The 18,607-nt window shown below is 60.0% G+C and carries 14 protein-coding genes and 1 riboswitch; of the genes, 12 read left to right on the top strand and 2 right to left on the bottom strand.

Features of this window, described 5'->3' with window-relative positions; all coding sequences use genetic code 11:
* Positions 1 to 327: 327 nt before the first annotated feature.
* The 11 genes from codB to hemB all read left to right on the top strand — a co-directional run bounded on the left by codB (position 328) and on the right by hemB (position 9,887).
* On the top strand, positions 328 to 1,572 hold the full coding sequence (gene codB / locus G5179_RS17675; protein ID WP_216952449.1) for a cytosine permease: 1,245 nt from the start codon (positions 328 to 330) through the stop codon (positions 1,570 to 1,572).
* Positions 1,566 to 2,831, top strand: coding sequence for a cytosine deaminase (locus tag G5179_RS17670; protein ID WP_216952447.1), 1,266 nt, complete (start codon positions 1,566 to 1,568; stop codon positions 2,829 to 2,831). The genes codB and G5179_RS17670 overlap by 7 nt, the downstream gene beginning before the upstream one ends.
* A 95-nt stretch (positions 2,832 to 2,926) precedes the next feature.
* Positions 2,927 to 3,304, top strand: coding sequence for a fluoride efflux transporter CrcB (gene crcB / locus G5179_RS17665; protein ID WP_005339378.1), 378 nt, complete (start codon positions 2,927 to 2,929; stop codon positions 3,302 to 3,304).
* Positions 3,305 to 3,369: 65 nt separating this feature from the next.
* Positions 3,370 to 4,122 carry a bifunctional demethylmenaquinone methyltransferase/2-methoxy-6-polyprenyl-1,4-benzoquinol methylase UbiE gene (gene ubiE, locus G5179_RS17660; protein WP_005342396.1) on the top strand — a complete coding sequence of 251 codons (753 nt, stop codon included), beginning with the start codon at positions 3,370 to 3,372 and terminating at the stop codon, positions 4,120 to 4,122.
* Positions 4,123 to 4,130: 8 nt separating this feature from the next.
* Complete coding sequence (locus tag G5179_RS17655; RefSeq protein WP_005339380.1) at positions 4,131 to 4,739, top strand: ubiquinone biosynthesis accessory factor UbiJ; 609 nt, start codon at positions 4,131 to 4,133, stop codon at positions 4,737 to 4,739.
* Positions 4,739 to 6,379 carry a ubiquinone biosynthesis regulatory protein kinase UbiB gene (gene ubiB, locus G5179_RS17650; protein WP_005339383.1) on the top strand — a complete coding sequence of 547 codons (1,641 nt, stop codon included), beginning with the start codon at positions 4,739 to 4,741 and terminating at the stop codon, positions 6,377 to 6,379. The genes G5179_RS17655 and ubiB overlap by 1 nt, the downstream gene beginning before the upstream one ends.
* A gap of 42 nt (positions 6,380 to 6,421) precedes the next feature.
* Entirely contained in the window at positions 6,422 to 6,673 is a 252-nt protein-coding gene (gene tatA, locus G5179_RS17645; protein WP_005339385.1) for a Sec-independent protein translocase subunit TatA, read from the top strand.
* A 3-nt stretch (positions 6,674 to 6,676) separates the two neighbouring features.
* A complete protein-coding gene (gene tatB / locus G5179_RS17640; RefSeq protein ID WP_110304509.1) occupies positions 6,677 to 7,141 on the top strand; it encodes a Sec-independent protein translocase protein TatB in 465 nt (154 codons plus the stop codon).
* Positions 7,138 to 7,893 carry a twin-arginine translocase subunit TatC gene (gene tatC, locus G5179_RS17635; RefSeq protein WP_040098487.1) on the top strand — a complete coding sequence of 252 codons (756 nt, stop codon included), beginning with the start codon at positions 7,138 to 7,140 and terminating at the stop codon, positions 7,891 to 7,893. The genes tatB and tatC overlap by 4 nt, the downstream gene beginning before the upstream one ends.
* 188 nt (positions 7,894 to 8,081) lie before the next feature.
* Complete coding sequence (locus G5179_RS17630; RefSeq protein ID WP_182926611.1) at positions 8,082 to 8,867, top strand: TatD family hydrolase; 786 nt, start codon at positions 8,082 to 8,084, stop codon at positions 8,865 to 8,867.
* A 3-nt stretch (positions 8,868 to 8,870) separates the two neighbouring features.
* Positions 8,871 to 9,887: a porphobilinogen synthase gene (gene hemB, locus G5179_RS17625; protein WP_139741734.1), complete on the top strand. Its 1,017-nt coding sequence runs from the start codon at positions 8,871 to 8,873 to the stop codon at positions 9,885 to 9,887.
* 83 nt (positions 9,888 to 9,970) lie between these two features.
* On the opposite strand, the gene G5179_RS17620 is transcribed toward hemB, so the two are convergent.
* Together G5179_RS17620 and G5179_RS17615 are read right to left on the bottom strand one after the other, a co-directional pair.
* The gene (locus G5179_RS17620; protein WP_421258824.1) at positions 9,971 to 13,477 is read right to left on the bottom strand and encodes a hypothetical protein; all 3,507 of its coding nucleotides are present in this window, start codon (positions 13,475 to 13,477) and stop codon (positions 9,971 to 9,973) included.
* Positions 13,478 to 13,645: 168 nt separating this feature from the next.
* Positions 13,646 to 15,835: an immunoglobulin-like domain-containing protein gene (locus tag G5179_RS17615; protein ID WP_421258823.1), complete on the bottom strand. Its 2,190-nt coding sequence runs from the start codon at positions 15,833 to 15,835 to the stop codon at positions 13,646 to 13,648.
* A gap of 50 nt (positions 15,836 to 15,885) precedes the next feature.
* Positions 15,886 to 15,971: riboswitch (cyclic di-GMP riboswitch) on the bottom strand.
* A 437-nt stretch (positions 15,972 to 16,408) separates the two neighbouring features.
* Between G5179_RS17615 and prlC the strand changes: the two genes are divergently transcribed.
* Positions 16,409 to 18,451, top strand: a complete 2,043-nt coding sequence (gene prlC / locus G5179_RS17610) for an oligopeptidase A (protein WP_421258822.1) — start codon at positions 16,409 to 16,411, stop codon at positions 18,449 to 18,451.
* The last annotated feature ends 156 nt before the right edge of the window (positions 18,452 to 18,607 follow it).

Here is an 18,607-nt window from a genome sequence, read left to right as displayed (position 1 = left end):
CTGATATGGCTCAGTCGGTAGAGCGCATCCTTGGTAAGGATGAGGTCCCCAGTTCGATTCTGGGTATCAGCACCATTAAATAGAAAGCCTCCCTGAAAAGGGAGGCTTTTTTGCATCTGTCATTTTTGTGATATCCCCTTACATTCCCTATTCCCACAACCCCCTCTGCTTGCAGCCGACACTGTTTATCTGCTGATTTGAGTCCCGGTGTGTTACTCATTTGACTGCTATTTATGGTTTTATCCAGAGATTTAACCATGATTGATTGACGTAAAACGTTTTACATGTAAAATCCGGCGCGTTTTGCCTATTACGTGGAGAAAGAGCATGGCGCAGGATAACGAATACTGTTTGGGGGCGGTACCCGCCAAAGGGCGCAAAGGTGTGCTGTCGTTGATGCTGGTGATGCTCGGCCTGACCTTCTTCTCTGCCAGCATGTGGACCGGTGGTGCGCTGGGCACTGGGCTGGTGTTCGATGACTTCATCAAGGCGGTACTGATCGGCAACTTGCTGCTGGGTATCTACACCGCTTGTCTCGGTTATATCGGTGCCTCAACCGGTCTCTCTACCCATCTGTTGGCGCGCTACTCGTTTGGGGTGAAAGGTTCCTGGCTGCCATCCCTGCTGCTGGGTGGCACTCAGGTCGGCTGGTTTGGCGTGGGCGTGGCGATGTTTGCCCTGCCGGTACAGAAGGCGACTGGGATCGATGTGAACTGGCTGATCGCCATTTCGGGCATGTTGATGACGGTGACCGTCTACTTCGGGATCTCCGCCCTGATGGTGCTGAGCTTTGTGGCCGTGCCGGCCATTGCGCTGCTCGGCGGTTACTCGGTCTGGCTGGCGGTGACCTCGACCGGTGGCATGGCGGCGCTGCAGCAGGTACAACCGACCAATCCTATCGAGTTCACCACGGCGCTGACCATGGTGGTCGGTTCCTTTATCAGTGCAGGAACTCTGACCGCCGACTTTGTCCGATTTGGTCGCAAACCCTGGGGCGCAGTCATGATTACCATGGTGGCGTTTTTTTTGGGCAACACGCTAATGTTCGTCTTCGGCGCAGCCGGTGCGGCGGTGACAGGGCAGGCCGATATATCGGAAGTGATGTTGATGCAGGGTTTACTGATCCCCGCCATTCTGGTGCTGGGCCTCAATATCTGGACCACCAACGACAACGCGCTCTATGCCTCCGGCCTCGGTTTTGCCAACATTACCGGCCTCAAGAGCAAGCCGCTCAGCGTGATCAACGGCCTCATCGGTACCGCTTGCGCCCTCTGGCTTTACAACAACTTTGTCGGCTGGCTGGCCTTTTTGAGTACGGCAATTCCGCCGATCGGTGGCATTATCATCATGGATTTCCTGCTCAATCGTGAGCGTTACCGTCAATTTGCCGATCAGCAGTTCGAGACGGTGCGCTGGCAGGCGCTGGTCGCCACGGCAGTCGGGGTGGCTGTCGGCAAGTGGCTGCCGGGCATAGTGCCACTCAACGCGGTATTGGGCGCCGCCTTCACCTATTTCATTCTGGTTCGCCTCACCCAGCGGCCGGTTCTGGTACAGGAAGCTAGCAAATGCTGATTCAACATATTCGTTTGACCGATCGGGAAGGGTTGTGGCAGCTCCGTTGTCAGGATGGGGTCATCACAGCCATCGAACCCCATGACGAACATGCCGTCGCCGGTCGGGTGCTGGACGGGGAGGGCGGTCTGGCGATCGCTCCCTTTATCGAACCCCACATTCACCTCGATACCACCCAGACAGCGGGCGAGCCGAGCTGGAACCTCTCCGGCACCCTGTTCGAGGGGATCGAGCGCTGGGCCGAGCGCAAGGCGCTGCTGACCCATGAGGATGTGAAACAGCGCGCCATCCAGACGCTGAAGTGGCAGATCGCCAACGGCATCCAGTTTGTCCGTACTCACGTCGATGTCTCCGATCCCAATCTGGTCGCGCTCAAGGCGATGCTGGAAGTGCGGGAAGAGATGAAGGAGTGGGTGGAGCTGCAGATCGTCGCCTTCCCGCAGGAGGGGATCCTCTCCTACCCGAATGGCAAGGCACTGCTGGAGGAGGCGCTCAAGCTGGGGGCCGACGTGATTGGCGCGATACCCCACTTCGAGTTTACCCGGGAATATGGTGTCGAAAGTCTGCACTACATCTTCGATCTTGCCGAGAAGTATCAGGTTCTGGTCGATGTGCACTGCGACGAGATCGATGACGAGCAGTCCCGTTTCATCGAGACGTTGGCAACCCTGGCCTACGAGCGAGGTATCGGCCATCGGGTGACGGCCAGTCACACCACCGCCATGCACTCCTACAACGGCGCTTATGCTTCCCGCCTGTTCCGTCTGCTCAAGATGGCGGACATCAACTTCGTGGCCAATCCGCTGGTGAACATTCACTTGCAGGGACGGTTCGATACCTATCCCAAACGTCGCGGTATTACCCGGGTGAAGGAGATGCTGGAGGCGAACATCAACGTCTGCTTCGGTCACGACGATGTGTTCGATCCCTGGTATCCCATGGGCACCGCCAACATGTTGCAGGTGTTGCACATGGGGCTGCATGTCTGCCAAATCATGGGCTACGAGCAGATCAACGACGGCTTGAAGCTGATCAGCAGCCACAGCGCCCGCACCCTGAACGTGCAGGATCGCTATGGCATCGAGGTGGGCAAACCGGCCAACCTGTTGATCCTGCCTGCCGACAACGGCTTCGATGCGGTGCGCCGTCAGGTGCCGGTGCGTTACTCGATCCGCCACGGCAAGGTGATTGCCCAGACCCGCCCGGCCCAGACCGAAATCGTGCTGGGTGAGCCAGAGCCCATCGATTTTCGCCGCTGAGATATCAATCAGGCTGGATGACGATTAGTTCCGCCTCTGGGCACAAGGGCCGCCATTGCGACATAATGGCGGCCTGACCCTGAGGGAGTGACACCATGCAAACCTGGTTCTATGTTGCTGCAGGGGGCGCCATCGGCGCCTGCCTTCGTTTTGGGATTGCCGAACTGATGGCCTTGCTGCTGGGGCGCCACTTTCCTTACGGGACTCTGGTGGTCAACGTGGTGGGCTCTTTCATCATGGGGGTGGCGTTCGCCCTCATCAGTCATGGTCATGTGGTAGAACACCCGATGAAGCCGCTGCTGATGGTGGGGATCCTCGGTGCCCTGACCACGTTTTCTTCCTTTGCCCTCGATACGGTAGTGCTGGCCCAGCATGGGGCCTATCTGAAAGCGCTGCTCAATATCGGTCTCAATCTCTTCCTCTGTCTGGCCATGGTGGTGCTGGGCATGCAGTTGGTTGCGAGCCGGGTTTAAGGTGTCCGGACGCCAGTGGCTCTGGTAAACTGGCGGCCATTCTTTGCTCTATGGGTGTTTAAGGGATGTCAGAACAAGCAACGACAACGCATTTTGGCTTTAAAACCGTGGCCGCGACCGAGAAGGAAACTCTGGTAGCAGGTGTCTTCCATTCGGTGGCAGCCAAGTATGATCTGATGAACGATCTGATGTCGTTCGGCATCCACCGCCTGTGGAAGCGCTTCACCATCGACTGTTCCGGTGTGCGCAAGGGCCAGAAGGTGCTGGATCTGGCCGGTGGTACCGGTGACTTGACCGCCAAGTTCTCCCGCATCGTCGGCGAGACCGGTCAGGTGGTGCTGGCGGATATCAACGACTCCATGCTGAAAGTGGGCCGCGACAAACTGCGCAATCTGGGGGTCGCCAACAACGTCTCCTACGTGCAGGCCAATGCCGAGGCGCTCCCTTTCCCCGATAACCACTTCGACGTGATTACCATCGGCTTCGGCCTGCGCAACGTCACCGACAAGGACAAGGCGCTCGCCTCCATGTTCCGAGTACTCAAGCCGGGTGGCCGTCTGCTGGTGCTGGAGTTCTCCAAGCCGGTCAGCGAAGTGATCGCCAAGCTCTATGATCTCTACTCCTTCAAACTGCTGCCGAAAATGGGCGAAATCGTCGCGAACGATAGTGAAAGCTACAAATATCTGGCAGAGTCCATCCGCATGCACCCGGATCAGCAGACCCTGGCTGGCATGATGGAAAATGTCGGTTTCGAGCAGGTGGAGTACTTCAATCTGACTCAGGGTGTGGTCGCCCTGCACCGCGGTTACAAGTTTTAAGGTTGCCTATGCCGATGGATGCCATGGTCACCGCGGTGATCGAAACCAGCCTCAACCAGTTGCTGGCGCTGGACAAACAGAGCCCGGAGCGGCTGCGCAAACTGGTGGGCAAGGTGCTCAAGCTGGAGCTGCGTGAACTCAAGCCGCTCTGGTTTGTCTTCTCCGAGCGTCGGCTGGATGTGCTGGCCCAGCATGAAGGGGAGGCCGATGCGGTGCTTAGCCTCTCCCTGACCGCCCTCGGTCTGCTGAAAGACCCGTCCGCCCTGACCCGCTATATCCGCGAGGAGAAGCTGGATCTGAGCGGTGATCCCCAGCTGGTACAGGCATTCAGCGTTCTATTGGGTGAGCTGGATATCGACTGGGAAGAGGAGCTGTCGCGCTATACCGGCGACGTGCTGGCCCACACCCTGTTCAGCGGTGCCCGTCAGGCGCGTCGTCTGGTCGGCCGCGAGCTGTGCCGCACCCGCAGCCAGCTGGCGGAATATCTGACCGAAGAGGCCCGCCTCGCCCCCGGCCCGCTGGAAGTGGCGAGTTTCAACGATGACGTCGAGGTGCTGGCCCAGCAGCTCAAGGCCGTCGAACTGCGGCTGGCCCGCTTTGAACAGCAGGTGACCTGATGACCCCGAAGGAGTTCAAACGCCTCTATCGCATCATCACCATCCTGCTGGAGCAGGGCATCGACGAACTGGTGCCCGCCCGCTATCAACCCTGGCCGGGTCGTCTGGCCCGTCGCTCCCTGTTCTGGCTCAAGAACAAACAACCGGATCTCAGCCGCGGTGCCCGCATCCGCCTCGCCTTCGAGGCCCTTGGCCCCATCTTCATCAAGTTTGGCCAGATGCTCTCGACCCGCCGCGACCTGCTGCCGCCGGATATCGCCGAAGAGCTGGCCCTGCTGCAAGACAGGGTGCCCCCCTTCTGTGGTCAGGCGGCGCGCCAGCAGATCGAGCTGAGCCTGGGTTGTCCCATCGAGACCCTGTTTGACGACTTCGACGAGACGCCGCTGGCGTCGGCTTCCATCGCGCAGGTGCATACCGCCCGCTTGAAGGAGAGTGGCCGCGAGATCGTCATCAAGGTGATCCGTCCCGACATCGAACCGGTCATCGAGGCCGACCTGCGGTTGATGCAGGCGCTGGCCCGTCTGGTGGCGCGCTTCGTGCCCCAGAGTGCACGACTGCGCCCCATCGAGGTGGTGGAGGAGTATCGCAAGACCATCCTCGACGAGCTGAATCTGATGCGCGAAGCGGCCAACGCCATCCAGCTGCGCCGCAACTTCACCGGCTCCGAAGCGCTCTATGTGCCTGAAATCATCACCGACCTCTGCCGTGAGCAGGTGCTGGTGATGGAGCGCATCTACGGTATTCCGGTCTCCGATATCCCGGCGCTGGAAGCCAACGGCACCAATATGAAGCTGCTGGCTGAGCGCGGGGTCGAGGTGTTCTTCACTCAGGTGTTCCGCGACAGCTTCTTCCACGCCGATATGCACCCGGGCAATATCTTCGTCTCTTACGAACATCCGGAAAACCCGCTCTGGATCGGCATCGACTGCGGCATCGTCGGTACCCTCAATCGGGAAGACAAACGCTATCTGGCGGAGAACTTCCTCGCCTTCTTCAACCGAGACTATCGTCGGGTGGCGGAGCTGCACGTGGAGTCGGGCTGGGTACCGGCAGACACCAAGGTGGACGAGTTCGAGTTTGCCATCCGCACCGTGCTGGAGCCCATCTTCGAGAAGCCGCTCTCCGAAATTTCGTTCGGTCACGTGCTGCTAAACCTGTTCAACACCGCGCGTCGCTTCCATATGACGGTGCAGCCGCAGCTGGTGCTGCTGCAAAAGACCCTGCTCTATGTGGAAGGGTTGGGGCGTCAGCTCTACCCGCAGCTCGATTTGTGGCAGACCGCCAAGCCGTTCCTCGAGAACTGGATGCACGAACAGGTCGGGCCCAAGTCGGTATTGAACGCCATCAAGGAGAAGGCGCCATTCTGGGCGGAGAAGCTGCCGGAGCTGCCGGAGCTGGTCTATGAGACTCTGCGTCAGACCCGTCATCAGCAGCGTCATTTCGACCAGATGTTTGCCGAGTTCCGCCGTCACAGCCGCCGGCAGGGGCAGGCCCGCTACCTCTTAGGGGTTGGAGCCAGCCTGCTATTGGCGGGTGTATTCTTGCTGACCCAAAAACAACACATTGAGTGGGGACAAGCCAGTCTCGCCGGTGCAGCCCTCTGCTGGCTGGTCGGCTGGTTGCGAACCCGTTCCCATTAATCAACAACCGCGCCGTCAGGCGCCTGTTCTGGAGAGAAAATCATGGGTGGTATCAGTATTTGGCAATTGTTGATCATTGCAGTCATCGTCGTGCTGCTGTTCGGTACCAAGAAACTGCGCGGCATTGGCGGTGATCTGGGCGCGGCGGTCAAAGGGTTCAAGAAAGCCCTCTCCGACGAGCCGGCTGATGCCAAGGCCGAGCAGAAAGATGCCGAGTTTCCCCCGAAACAGCTGAACGAAGCGGCCACTCAGAGCAGTGAGACCGCCAAGCAGAAAGACAAAGACCAGGCCTAAGCCATGTTCGATATCGGTTTTTGGGAGCTGGTCGTTATCGGTGTGGTAGCACTGGTGGTACTGGGGCCCGAGCGGCTGCCGGTTGCCATCCGCACGGCTACCCACTGGATCCGCCTCATTCGTTCGACCGCGAACTCGGTCAAGTCCGAGCTGGAGCAGGAGCTCAAGTTGCAAGAGCTGCATAACGACCTCAAGAAGGCCGAACAGTTGCAGATGAGCAACCTGAGCCCCGAGTTGCAGGAGTCCATCGAACAGCTCAAGGCGGCGGCCCAGTCGGTCAATCGCCCCTATCAGGTGGAGAACGAGATCCGTCCGCCACGCCCCGAGCCGGTCGCCCAGGCTGAGCCTGCCACGCCGGTTGAGCCTGCGGTGCAGCTGAGCCACGACGTGCCGCCGGTCAACAGCCAGCGGGAGAGCGAGCTGGTGCCGGTCAGCGACTCCGCAGTAAAAGGGGAGGTGAAGTCATGAGTCAGGCCGAACAACCCCTGATCAGCCATCTGGTTGAGCTGAGAACCCGCTTGCTGCGCTCCATTACCGCCATCCTCGTGGTGTTTCTGGCGCTGATCTACTTCTCCAACAACATCTACGACTTCGTGGCCCAGCCGCTGCTCAGCCAGCTGCCGGAAGGGACCAGCATGATAGCGACGGATGTGGCGACCCCCTTCCTGACGCCGATCAAGCTGACGCTGGTGGTCTCCTTCTTCGTGGCGATCCCCTATCTGCTCTATCAGGCCTGGGCTTTTATCGCCCCCGGTCTGTACCAGCACGAACGGCGCCTGATCATGCCGCTGGTGGTCTCCAGTGCCCTGCTGTTCTATGCGGGGATGGCGTTCGCCTACTACGTGGTGTTCCCGCTGGTGTTCGGTTTCTTCACCAGCACAGCACCCGCAGGGGTGACGGTGGCTACCGATATCGCCAGCTATCTGGACTTTGTACTGACCCTGTTCTTCGCGTTCGGGGTGGCGTTCGAAATTCCGGTGGCCACCATACTGCTCTGCTGGACCGGCGTGACCACACCGCAAAACCTGAAGGAGAAACGTCCCTACGTCATCGTCGGGGTGTTTGTGGTCGGCATGCTGCTGACGCCGCCTGATGTCTTCTCCCAGACCCTGCTCGCCATCCCGATGTGGGCGCTGTGGGAGATAGGTCTGTTCTTCGCCCGCTTCTACGTGAAGAAAGAGGATGAAGAGCAACAGGAACAACCGGATGTGGAGAGCTGAGGCTCTGTTCGTCACCTGTTTGCCGGACGGCGAGAGGATGACGACGTCCGCAGGAATAGCAGAACGAGGGGAGCTGAGGCTCCCTTCCTCTTTTCATGCTCCCGTTCGAGGCGTATGGTAAGGCCCCATTCGGTAGATGGTTTTCAAATACCTGATATGTATTCCTTTTGTCTGGAACTCCTCATCCCATGATCGATATCGGTTTAAACCTGACCAGCAGCCAGTTTGCCGGCGAGCAGGCTGAGCTGGTGGCCCGCGCTCGTGCCGCCGGAGTGGAAGCGCTGATCCTGACCGGTACCGATCTGGACGGCAGCCGCGAGAGCGCTGGGTTGGCCGCCCGCTGGCCGGGCTACTGCTTCTCCACCGCCGGGGTCCATCCCCACGATGCCAAGAGTGTCGATGAGGCGACCCTGCCCGCCCTGCGCGAGCTGGCGGCCTTGCCGCAGGTGGTGGCCATCGGCGAGTGCGGTCTCGACTACAACCGCGACTTCTCCCCCCGCCCGGTGCAGGACGCGGTATTCGCCGCCCAGCTGGCACTGGCCGCCGAGCTCGGGATGCCGGTGTTTCTCCACTGCCGCGATGCGCACGCCCGTTTTATCGAGATCCTCCGTCCCTGGTTGCCGAAACTACCGGGAGCCGTGCTGCACTGCTTCACCGGCTCCGACGAGGAGCTGGACGAGTGTTTGGCGCTGGGGCTACATATCGGGGTGACCGGCTGGCTCTGCGACGAGCGCCGCGGTCAGCTGCTGCGCGAGCAGGTGGCCCGAATTCCGGCCGGTCGGCTGATGATCGAGACCGATGCCCCCTATCTGGTGCCGCGAGATCTGAAACCGCGCCCGAAACGCAACGAACCCGCTTTTTTGCCGCACATCGCCCAGGTGGTGGCGGCCTGTCGTGGTGAAGCGCCCGAGGCCTTGCTGGCCCATACCCGGGCCACCTCCGCCGCGTTCTTCCAACTTCCTCTCCAGGAGTGATTCATGGCTACAACTCTTCCGGGCGCCTTTCCGGGCCGCCGCCTGCGCCGTCTGCGCAAACATGATTTCAGCCGTCGTCTGGTGCGCGAGAACGTACTGACCGTCAACGATCTCATCTATCCGGTGTTCGTGCTGGAGGGGGAGAACCGTCGGGAAGCCGTTCCCTCAATGCCGGGGGTGGAGCGTCTCTCCATCGATCTGCTGCTGGAGGAAGCCGCCGAGCTGGTGGAGCTGGGCGTACCTGCTATTGCCCTGTTCCCGGTCACTCCGCTGGAGAGCAAGAGCCTGATGGCGGAAGAGGCCTACAATCCAAACGGACTGGCCCAGCGCACCGTGCGTGCCCTCAAGGCCCGCTTCCCGGAGCTCGGGGTCATCACCGACGTGGCGCTCGATCCGTTCACCACCCACGGGCAGGACGGCATTATCGATGACGAAGGCTATGTGCTGAACGACATCACCACCGAGATCCTGATCAAGCAGGCGCTCTCCCATGCCGAGGCCGGGGTCGATATCGTCGCGCCGTCCGACATGATGGATGGCCGCATCGGCGCCATCCGCGCCGCGCTGGAAGAGAATGGCTTCATCAACACCCAGATCATGGCCTACTCCGCCAAGTACGCCTCCTGCTACTACGGCCCGTTCCGCGATGCGGTCGGTTCTGCCGGCAACCTCGGCAAGAGCAACAAGGCCACCTACCAGATGGATCCGGCCAACAGTAACGAAGCCCTGCACGAAGTGGCGCTGGATATTCAGGAAGGGGCCGACAGCGTGATGGTCAAGCCGGGCATGCCCTATCTGGACGTGGTTCGTCAGGTGAAGGAGCAGTTCGGCGTGCCGACTTTCGCCTATCAGGTCAGCGGCGAGTACGCCATGCACATGGCGGCGATCCAGAACGGCTGGCTGAAAGAGAAGGAGACCATCATGGAGTCCCTGCTCTGCTTCAAGCGGGCCGGGGCCGATGGCATCCTCACCTACTTCGCCAAGCGCGTAGCGCAGTGGCTGAAGGAAGATGCCCGTTAAGCCGGGTTGAAGAGATAAACGAGAGGGGGAGCCGATGGCTCCCCCTCTGTCGTTATGGCTCTCTTTTGGTCACGAGCGGATGATCACAGCTTGATCCAGGCATCGCTCCAGTGGCTGCCGGTACCCGGTGCATAGTGGCTGGTCGAGCCGCCACACCAGCCGCTGTAGGGCCAGGGTTTGCACTCGTAGTCGCCACCGGCATTGCTGACCCGTTCGCCACTCTGATAAGCGGTGCCCGCAACATAGGTCGGGTAGCTGCCGTTACCACCGTCACTGTCACCCCCCGGAGCCTGTTCCACCAACGCCAGGGTGAAGCGGCGCTCGAAGCCCTGCTTGCTCCCCTCAGCCATGCCCGCCAGCAACAGCTCGTAACTGCCTGCCGCAAGGCCCGACTGTGCCAGCTGCAGGGAACCCTGACCATCGATCAGGGCGCTGCCGGTGGCGACCGGATTGCCATCCTGCAACAGGGTCGCGGTGACGGTCACCGGGTTGGCGGTGGTCAGCGTCAGGCTGAAGTCGAGCGCGCCGTTGACGATGAGATATTCGGACGCCAGATCGGTGACGGTGAAGTCACTGCTGCTACCGGTCGTGGGCAGGATGAAGTCCCCGCTCAGGTAGGTCAGACCGGTCCAGCCGGAGCTGGTCAGCCAGTGCTTGCCATTGGTTTGATAGACGTTGGGCAACTGGGTGCACTGTTTGTTGTCATTGACGAAGCCGATACCGTAAAAGCCCGCCACATTCTTGTAGCAGAGCTGGCGACCATTCTGGTGTAGAACTGGCTGATCCAGCTTGCCCTTGTGGTGGAGTGACAGCCAGTCAAACTGGTTGATGGCCGAGACCAGCGGCACAAACTGGCCATCGGGCTGACGATAACGGATCAGGGATCCGGCATCACAGAGCAGACCATCAGCCTGCTGTTCGACGTAGCCGTAGTACTGCTCGCCATCCTGGAAGGTGAATCGGCAGAGATTGCCTTTCTCCGACTCCTTGGGGATCCAGCCCATCAGCAGTCGCTCCTGATTGGTCAGGGCCGCCAGCTGCCCGGCACTGAAGTCGCTGCCGTTGGCTACCCAGCCTTGCGGCATGGTGGAGAATTGCATGAAGTAGTGGTCGGTATAGTACATGTGGCTGTCAGCGCGGTGCTTGCGAGCCCCCTGGCTGACCGAGTTGTAGCGATAGATGTCGTTTTCCGGCTTGTGGAAGCCGTTGAGATCATCGTCCAGATAGGGCAGGTCGCCCTTGCGGATATGGTAGTTGGCCATGCCCGTCATCAGGGGATGCCAGCCATGGCTGCCACGGGCAAACGCGCTCTCATGGCTGTAGGACTTCCCATCGAAGCCATGGCCAAATTCGTGGGCAATGATGCCCCAGCTACCGTAGTAGTGGCTGACAAAGTTAAAGGTATCGACCCCGGTGATGCCACCACTCCCCAGCCCGCCCCCCATGGCGGTGATCCCCAGGTTGAGGTAGGGGCGCGTCATCAGGCTGTGGTAGTAGTAGTCATAATCGGCTGCGGTAAAGATCCCGTTCGGCACATAGCTGTTGCCGCCATTGCCGAACATCTCGTAGCCGTTCACCGCCTTGAAGTTGTACCAGACGTGTTTGAACTCCTCGGTCGAGACCATGTAGGCTAGGTTGGTGGCGATGATCAGCCACTCGCGGGCGTAGAGGGCATTGATGGGGCGCCAGGAGCCGCTGGTGTTGGTGGCGAAGCGCACGTTCCAGCTTGGCTTGAGGCGTGCCAGCTTCTGGGCAAACGGATCCGAGTTGGAGCTGAACCTGTGCTCGAACTGGGCAGGCAGATTGATGCTGTTGTCGAGCAGGTTGTTGAGATCAAACACTCCGTCGCGGCTGGCGCTGTTGAAGCGTCCCTGCTCGCCAAAGGCGCTCAGTGGCAGGGTGATTTGGGCATAGGCGGGCAGGCGATCGAGCTGGCCCAGGATCAGCCACTTGTTGATACCGTTCAGGCGTGACTCGATATTGATGTCATGCAGCTCTCTGGCGGCATAGTTGGTAATGCGCACCGTGTCGTTATCAAGCAGCTCGGTCTTGACCAGCGAATTGATGTTGACCGAACGCTGGGCGCGATCGATCAGCACCTCGTAGGGTTCGTCATTGCGCAGTATGTAGCTGACTGCGGTCGGCATCAGCTGATCGAAGATCAGCGGGCGAGCCGGCAACTGCTCGTCGGCCGTGAAGCTGATCTCCTTGCTCAGCAGCTGGTTGAAACCCAGGCCGCGCTCGTTGGCGGTGACAAGCGCCGAGCCCGCCAGCTGGAGATCTTTCAGCGCCGCCACGGGCTGCTGGTTGATCTCCCGGACAGTAAAGGTCGGGTTCTTGAACTGAAAGTCGTTGGCGATCAGGGTATCGGCATCATGCCACTCGATACGGTCCTTGAAGTTCACCACCAGCCGATCGCCATCCATGTCGATTTTATGCAGATTGCTGTCGGCGATCACCTGCTCAGGCGCCAGCAGTGTGTTGCTGGCGATGGCATCAGCCAGTTTGCGCAAGTCATAGATGTAGTAGTTTTTGCCGGCTGTATGGGCCAGGAGATAGTCACCCACCTGATGGAGTTGCACCAGACGGTGGCTGTATTTTCCTTCAAAGGCGAGCCGACCGGCGATGGGGGTCTTGAGGCTGTTCTCCGGCGTCACATCCTGCTGGCGGTAGACCTTGATCTCGCTCAGCGCATCGGCCACCAGCACGTAATCCTGATTGGCAAAGACGGCCTGGGCGCGGTGCAGGCTGTTGCTGCCGGAATCCCGACCGGTTCCCAGGGTGGTGACATGGCGATGCTCGTCGGCCAGATCGAAGATATCGACCCGGTGCGAGTAGCGCGAGACCACGTAGAGCAGGTTGTTGCGGACAAACAGTTCGCTGACCTGGTTGTAGGCCGTGGCATTGCCGGTTTCGGTGCCGCGGATCTCGCCAATCTGCTGGCGGCTCGGGATATCGATAATGGCCACATGGCCCGGATTGCCGTTCTGGCTGACATAGAGCCGATCCTGATAGCGCTCGACCGCCGTGATCAGGCTGGCGTCCAGCCCCAGCTGGTCGGCCGTCAGCTCCTCGCCTTTGTCCAGATATTGCAGCGAGGTGGCAAACGAGTTGACGCTGCAGGAGCTGGTCTCCATCACCACCCGGGTGCGTTCGCCATTCTGGATCTGGCCGTGGGGGAAGTACTCCAGCAGACAGCCGTTGCCGTAGTCATAGTTGCCAAAGCGTTTGTTGACCGCTACGACCCCACCGTCGTACCAGGTCAGCTCCCACTCCTCATCGAAGAAATCAAAGACGTTACGAATGGCTGTTTCGTCGAAAAAGTGGGGTTTGGGCAGGTCGAACAGGATGTGGTTATCCGCTGTCAGCGGGTAGAGCAGGCCGTTGATGGCAAGGTGTCGCTTGCCATCCTTGATGATCACGTTCTGCTCGTCAGCCGCACTCTGATGCAGCGCGGCGAGGCGCGCCGTCATCTGCTCGTAGTGCTCCTGATAGGTTTGTTTGAAATAGGCTTGTTCGCGCTCATCGGCCACGACATGGGCCGACAGCAGCAGTCCGAGCAGGGTGGCAAGCTTGGTGGTTCTTGGCATGGTGATTTCCTTATCTTGGTTGTTGTTGGACGTTTTTTGGTGCTTGGCAAGCATGTAAAAGAGAGGGGCTAACCCGTCCGGGTCAGTGCATCCTGCCCATCGGCAGCGTGGCCGATGGGCAGGATATGGGCGGGGGCCTGTCAGCCCCCGTTAGTGGTTGGGGCAAGGTCAGAGCTTGATCCAGGCATCGCTCCAGGCAGAGCCGGTACCCGGTGCATAATGGCTGGTCGAGCCGCCACACCAGCCGCTGTAGGGCCAGGGTTTGCACTCGTAGTTGCCACCGGCATTGCTGACCCGATCACCGGCCTGATAGCCGGTGTTGGGAGCGTAGGCCGGGTAGTCACCTTCGCTACCGCCGTTGCTCTCTTCGGTCAGCGCAACCGGGAAGCGCTGTACCACCGGCTTCTGGCCATCTGCCAGACCGGTGATGACTACTTCGTAGCTACCGTCGGTCACATTGCTGCCCTGCAGCACCAGGGTGCTGGTGCCGTTCACCTGGCTGCTGGTGGTACCGTGGCTGTGGCCGCTCTGCTCCAGAGTCGCGGTGATCTGTACCGGGTTGGCGGTGGTCACGTTGAAACGGATGCTGACCTGACCGTTGACAATGGTGTAGTCGGAGCCCATGGCGCTGACGGTGAAGTCGCTGCTGCCTTCTGCGGGTGGCGTTGTGCCGCCGCAGTCGCTGTCGCCCTGTACGCGCCAGACGCCCCAGTCACCCGTGGTGCCCGGCTCTTCGTTCTGGGTCCACCAGCCTGCCAGCCAGTTCTTGCCGTTGTGGCTGACGATGTCGCCGCCCACGTAGACCTTCTTGGCATCCCAGCTGTTTTCACAGACGGCGCCTTGCTCCCTGACGGTCACGTTGCGCTGCTGGGTTACCTGCTGACCGGCGCTGTCGCTCACCTGATAGGTGAGGGTGTAGCGGCCGACCTTGCTGCTGTCGACGCTGCCGCTGACCTTGATTTGGGCGGTCAGGTCGCCATCTTCCTCATCGTGGGCGCTGACGCCGCTCATCGGATCGAAGGGGGTACCCAGCTCCAGCGTGGTGTCGGTGACACCGCTGAACACCGGCTTCATGCTGTAGACCTCGACGGTGCGAATCTGCTCGGTTGTCTGGTTGTCGCTGTCGCTCACCTTGTAGGTGAGGGGATAGAGGCCGATGCGCTGGCTGTCTACCGAGCCTTCCACCTGGATCTGGCCAGTCAGGTCGCCATCTTCCTTGTCGTTGGCGCTGACACCGGCCAGCGGATCAAAGGCGGTGCCCTGCTTGATGCGGGCATCGCTCAGGCCGCTGAACACCGGCTTGCCGTTGTCGTCCGGGGGCGTGATCTCCTGATCGTGTATGAATGGGCCGTAGCTCTTGATGAAGGATTCGTTGTAGGACTGACCGGCGGCGTTGCGGCCCATGTCCCAGTTGATGGACCAGGTCATCACGCCGCGCAGCGGTTGCCCCTCGCTCTTGAGGCGGTTGAAGGCGTTGTAGAGCTTCTGCGGATCCTGCACATAGCCGGTGGCGGCGGCGTCGATGTTGGTCGGAATGCCGAACACCAGCTTGTCATGGGGGATCTTGTAGAAGCCGCGGGTACCGTTGCTCAGCGAATCCGCCATGTAGTAGATGAACTCTTCTTTCAGGGCATCGTTGTTCTGGGCAATCCAGCCGATGCCATCGATGTAGATACCGTCGCCACCCTGGTTGTAGAACTGGGGGTTGATCCAGTCGTAGTAGCCTTCCAGATTGCGGATATAGGGGATGTAGGCGCCAGTCTGGGTCAGATAGGGGAACTCCGGCGCCATGGTGATGAGGAAGTTTTTCCCCTGGGCGCGGTAGTGATCCTTGACCAGACGCAGGGCTGCCGGGATCACGGTCTGGTTGTCGGCGGCGGTGATGGCGGCCTGTTCCAGGTCGATATCCAGCCCGTCGAAGCCATAGGTCTCCACCAGACGGATGATCTCGTCGGCAAAGGCCTGCTCCTGACCCTTGCGCAGCTCGATGTGTGCATCGGCACCGCCCAGCGCCAGCAGCACGGCTCGGCCCTGACGGTTCAGCTCGGCGATCTGCTCGATAAACTGGCTTTCGCTCATGCCGATGGCCGGGTCGAGTTTGAAGGTGGGGATGGGATCGCTGCCATAGACCTTCATGAAGGAGACATCGACCACGTTGTATTGCGGGTTGACCTGATCGAGCTTGACGCAGGGGGCGATACCGCCCTTGTAGCCCGAGCCGTCACACCAGTTGTGCCAGTAGCCGACCACTACGCCGGACTGGGGGTTAACCATCGCCTGACCGGCACTGGCGGCATATGCCATGGGGGTGCCCATGCCGAGCAGGCAGCCAAGCAGGGATAATTTGAGTTTGTTCATCGTCTCTCCGTACGGTGCAAATGGGGCGTCGGTTGTGACCGGACGTCCCCGGGGGCAGCCCCGCTGTCATAGGTGTTTTCCCTTAGACCGGTGGCTTTGCGTCGCGCCCTTTCGGGTCACTTTGCCTTTTTCACCCGATTTCTGTGCAGCACAGAGAATCAAGTGACCTGCATGGCAGGTTACCTATGATAGATGCTTGAAAATAAATTAATCAATAGTTGGTTTTGATTCTAATTGACTGAAAAATATTGATAATTTGTTACAGTTACCACATCTTGTCCGTTTCCATGATTGAGCATGACGGCACTTGGCTGGCAGCTGTGGCGCCGGTAAATGGCGGCTTTTTGCCCCTTGAAAGTAGCGATAAGAGCCAAAAAAGGCCCACAGATTCATCCTGTTACTGGCTGTTGATGGCAAAACTGCAGCAACGGCAGAGATCCGGGTCGCAATGGCTGGAAAAGTACAGGGTTGCGGCGGATTCCCGCTTGATTATTGCGTGGCTTGGCCACATGTTAGAAAGCCATACAGAGCTGCTAAAGCGGTCTGTTCAAGACCAAACAAGAGGTAACCGGGATGAATAACCCTTTGCTGACAATGGATTCACTGCCCCCTTTCAGCCAGATCAAGCCGGAGCAGGTTCAGCCTGCCGTGATTCAGGCGATTGCTGACTGCAAGCAGAAGATCAGCGATGTGCTGGCCCAGCGTGATCCCCATACCTGGGATAGCCTGATTGCCCCGCTGGAAGAGGTAAATGACCGCCTGTCACGGATCTGGTCACCGGTCAGCCACCTCAACTCCGTACTCAACAGCGAAGCGCTGCGCGAGGCCCATGACGCCTGCCTGCCGCTGCTCTCCGAATTCCAGACCTATGTCGGTCAACATGAAGGGCTCTATCAGGCCTATCTGGCCCTCTCCCAGAGCGATGATTTCCCGCTGCTCAGCGGCGCCCAGCGCAAGGAGATCCAGAATACCCTGCGTGACTTCCGCCTCTCCGGCATCGGTCTGCCTGCCGAGGCGCAGCAGCGCTACGGCGAAATTCAGGCCCGCCTCTCCGAGCTGGCCTCCCGTTTCAGCAACAACGTGCTGGATGCGACCCAGGGCTGGCACAAGCTGGTGGTTGATGAAGCCGAACTGGCTGGTCTGCCCGAGAGCGTGCGTGCCGCTGCCCGTCAGATGGCTGAACTTAAAGGCAAAGAGGGGTGGCTGTTCACGCTGGATATCCCTTCCTACCTGCCGGTGATGATGTACGCGGACAACCGCGAACTGCGCGCCGAGATGTATGAGGCCTTCACCACCCGCGCCTCCGATCAGGGCCCCAATGCGGGCAAGTGGGACAACTCCGCCATCATGAGCGAGCTGCTCACCCTGCGCCGCGAACTGGCCCAACTGCTGGGCTTTGCCAACTATGCCGAGCTCTCCCTGGCCACCAAGATGGCGGACAAGACCGAACAGGTGGTGAGCTTCCTCACCGATCTGGCGGCCAAATCCCTGCCGCAAGGCAAGGCCGAGCTGGAGGAGATCCGCGCCTTCGCCGCCGAGCAGCATGGTCAGAGCGAGCTGGCCGCCTGGGATCTCCCCTACTACGCCGAGAAGCTCAAACAGCACAAGTTCTCCATCTCCGATGAGCAGCTGCGCCCCTATTTCCCTGCCAACAAGGTGGTGAAAGGGTTGTTCGAAGTGGTCAAGCGGGTGTTCGGCATGAAGGTTCGCGAGCGCCTCGGCATCGACACCTGGCACCCTGACGTGCGCTTCTACGACATCTTCGATGCCGACGACGAGCTGCGCGGTAGCTTCTATCTCGACCTCTATGCCCGCGAGCACAAGCAGGGCGGGGCCTGGATGGATGTTTGTTTGGGTCGTCGCTACCGTCAGGATGGCTCGCTGCAAAAGCCGGTGGCCTACCTGACCTGCAACTTCAACGGTCCGGTGGATGGCAAACCTGCGCTGTTCACCCACAACGAAGTAGTTACCCTGTTCCACGAGTTCGGCCACGGCATTCACCACATGCTGACCCGGGTCGATGTGGCCGGCGTGGCCGGCATCAACGGCGTGGCCTGGGATGCGGTAGAGCTGCCGAGCCAGTTCCTCGAGAACTGGTGCTGGGAGTCCGAAGCACTGGCCTTTATCTCCGGCCACTACGAGACCGGCGAACCGCTGCCAGCCGATCTGCTGGAGAAGATGCTGACCGCCCGCAACTTCCAGGCTGCGATGCAGATGTTGCGCCAGCTGGAGTTCGCCCTGTTTGACTTCCGTCTGCACCAGGAGTTTGATCCGGCCAATCCGGCGCAGCTTCCGGCGCTGCTGGATGAGGTGCGCAGTCAGGTAGCAGTGATGACGCCACCGGCGTTCAACCGCTTCCAGCACAGCTTCTCCCACATCTTCGCGGGCGGCTATGCGGCGGGCTACTACAGCTACAAGTGGGCCGAGGTGCTCTCTGCCGATGCCTTTTCCCGCTTCGAGGAGGAGGGCATCTTCAACCCGGCCACCGGACAATCTTTCCTGAAGAATATTCTGGAGAAGGGGGGCTCGAAGGAGCCGATGGAGCTGTTCCGAGCCTTCCGTGGTCGTGAGCCCAAGGTGGATGCTCTGCTCAGACACAGTGGGATTGCCGCATGAGGCTGATGGCCACGACTGCACAGAGCCTCAAGCAGATACATTTTTGAGCCATAGTGGGATCAAGACGTGATTTCTGCGATAAAAAGGGACCTTTTGGTCCCTTTTTTCAAGGCTTTTTAATATCTTGCTGATTGCATATTTGCACAGCCTACGGCT

The organism is Aeromonas sp. 600886 (genome assembly GCF_049174935.1).
Taxonomy (GTDB): Bacteria; Pseudomonadota; Gammaproteobacteria; order Enterobacterales; family Aeromonadaceae; genus Aeromonas; species Aeromonas veronii_A.
The sequence above is the reverse complement of the archived record's forward strand: the minus strand, read 5'-3'. Positions and strand labels throughout refer to the sequence as shown.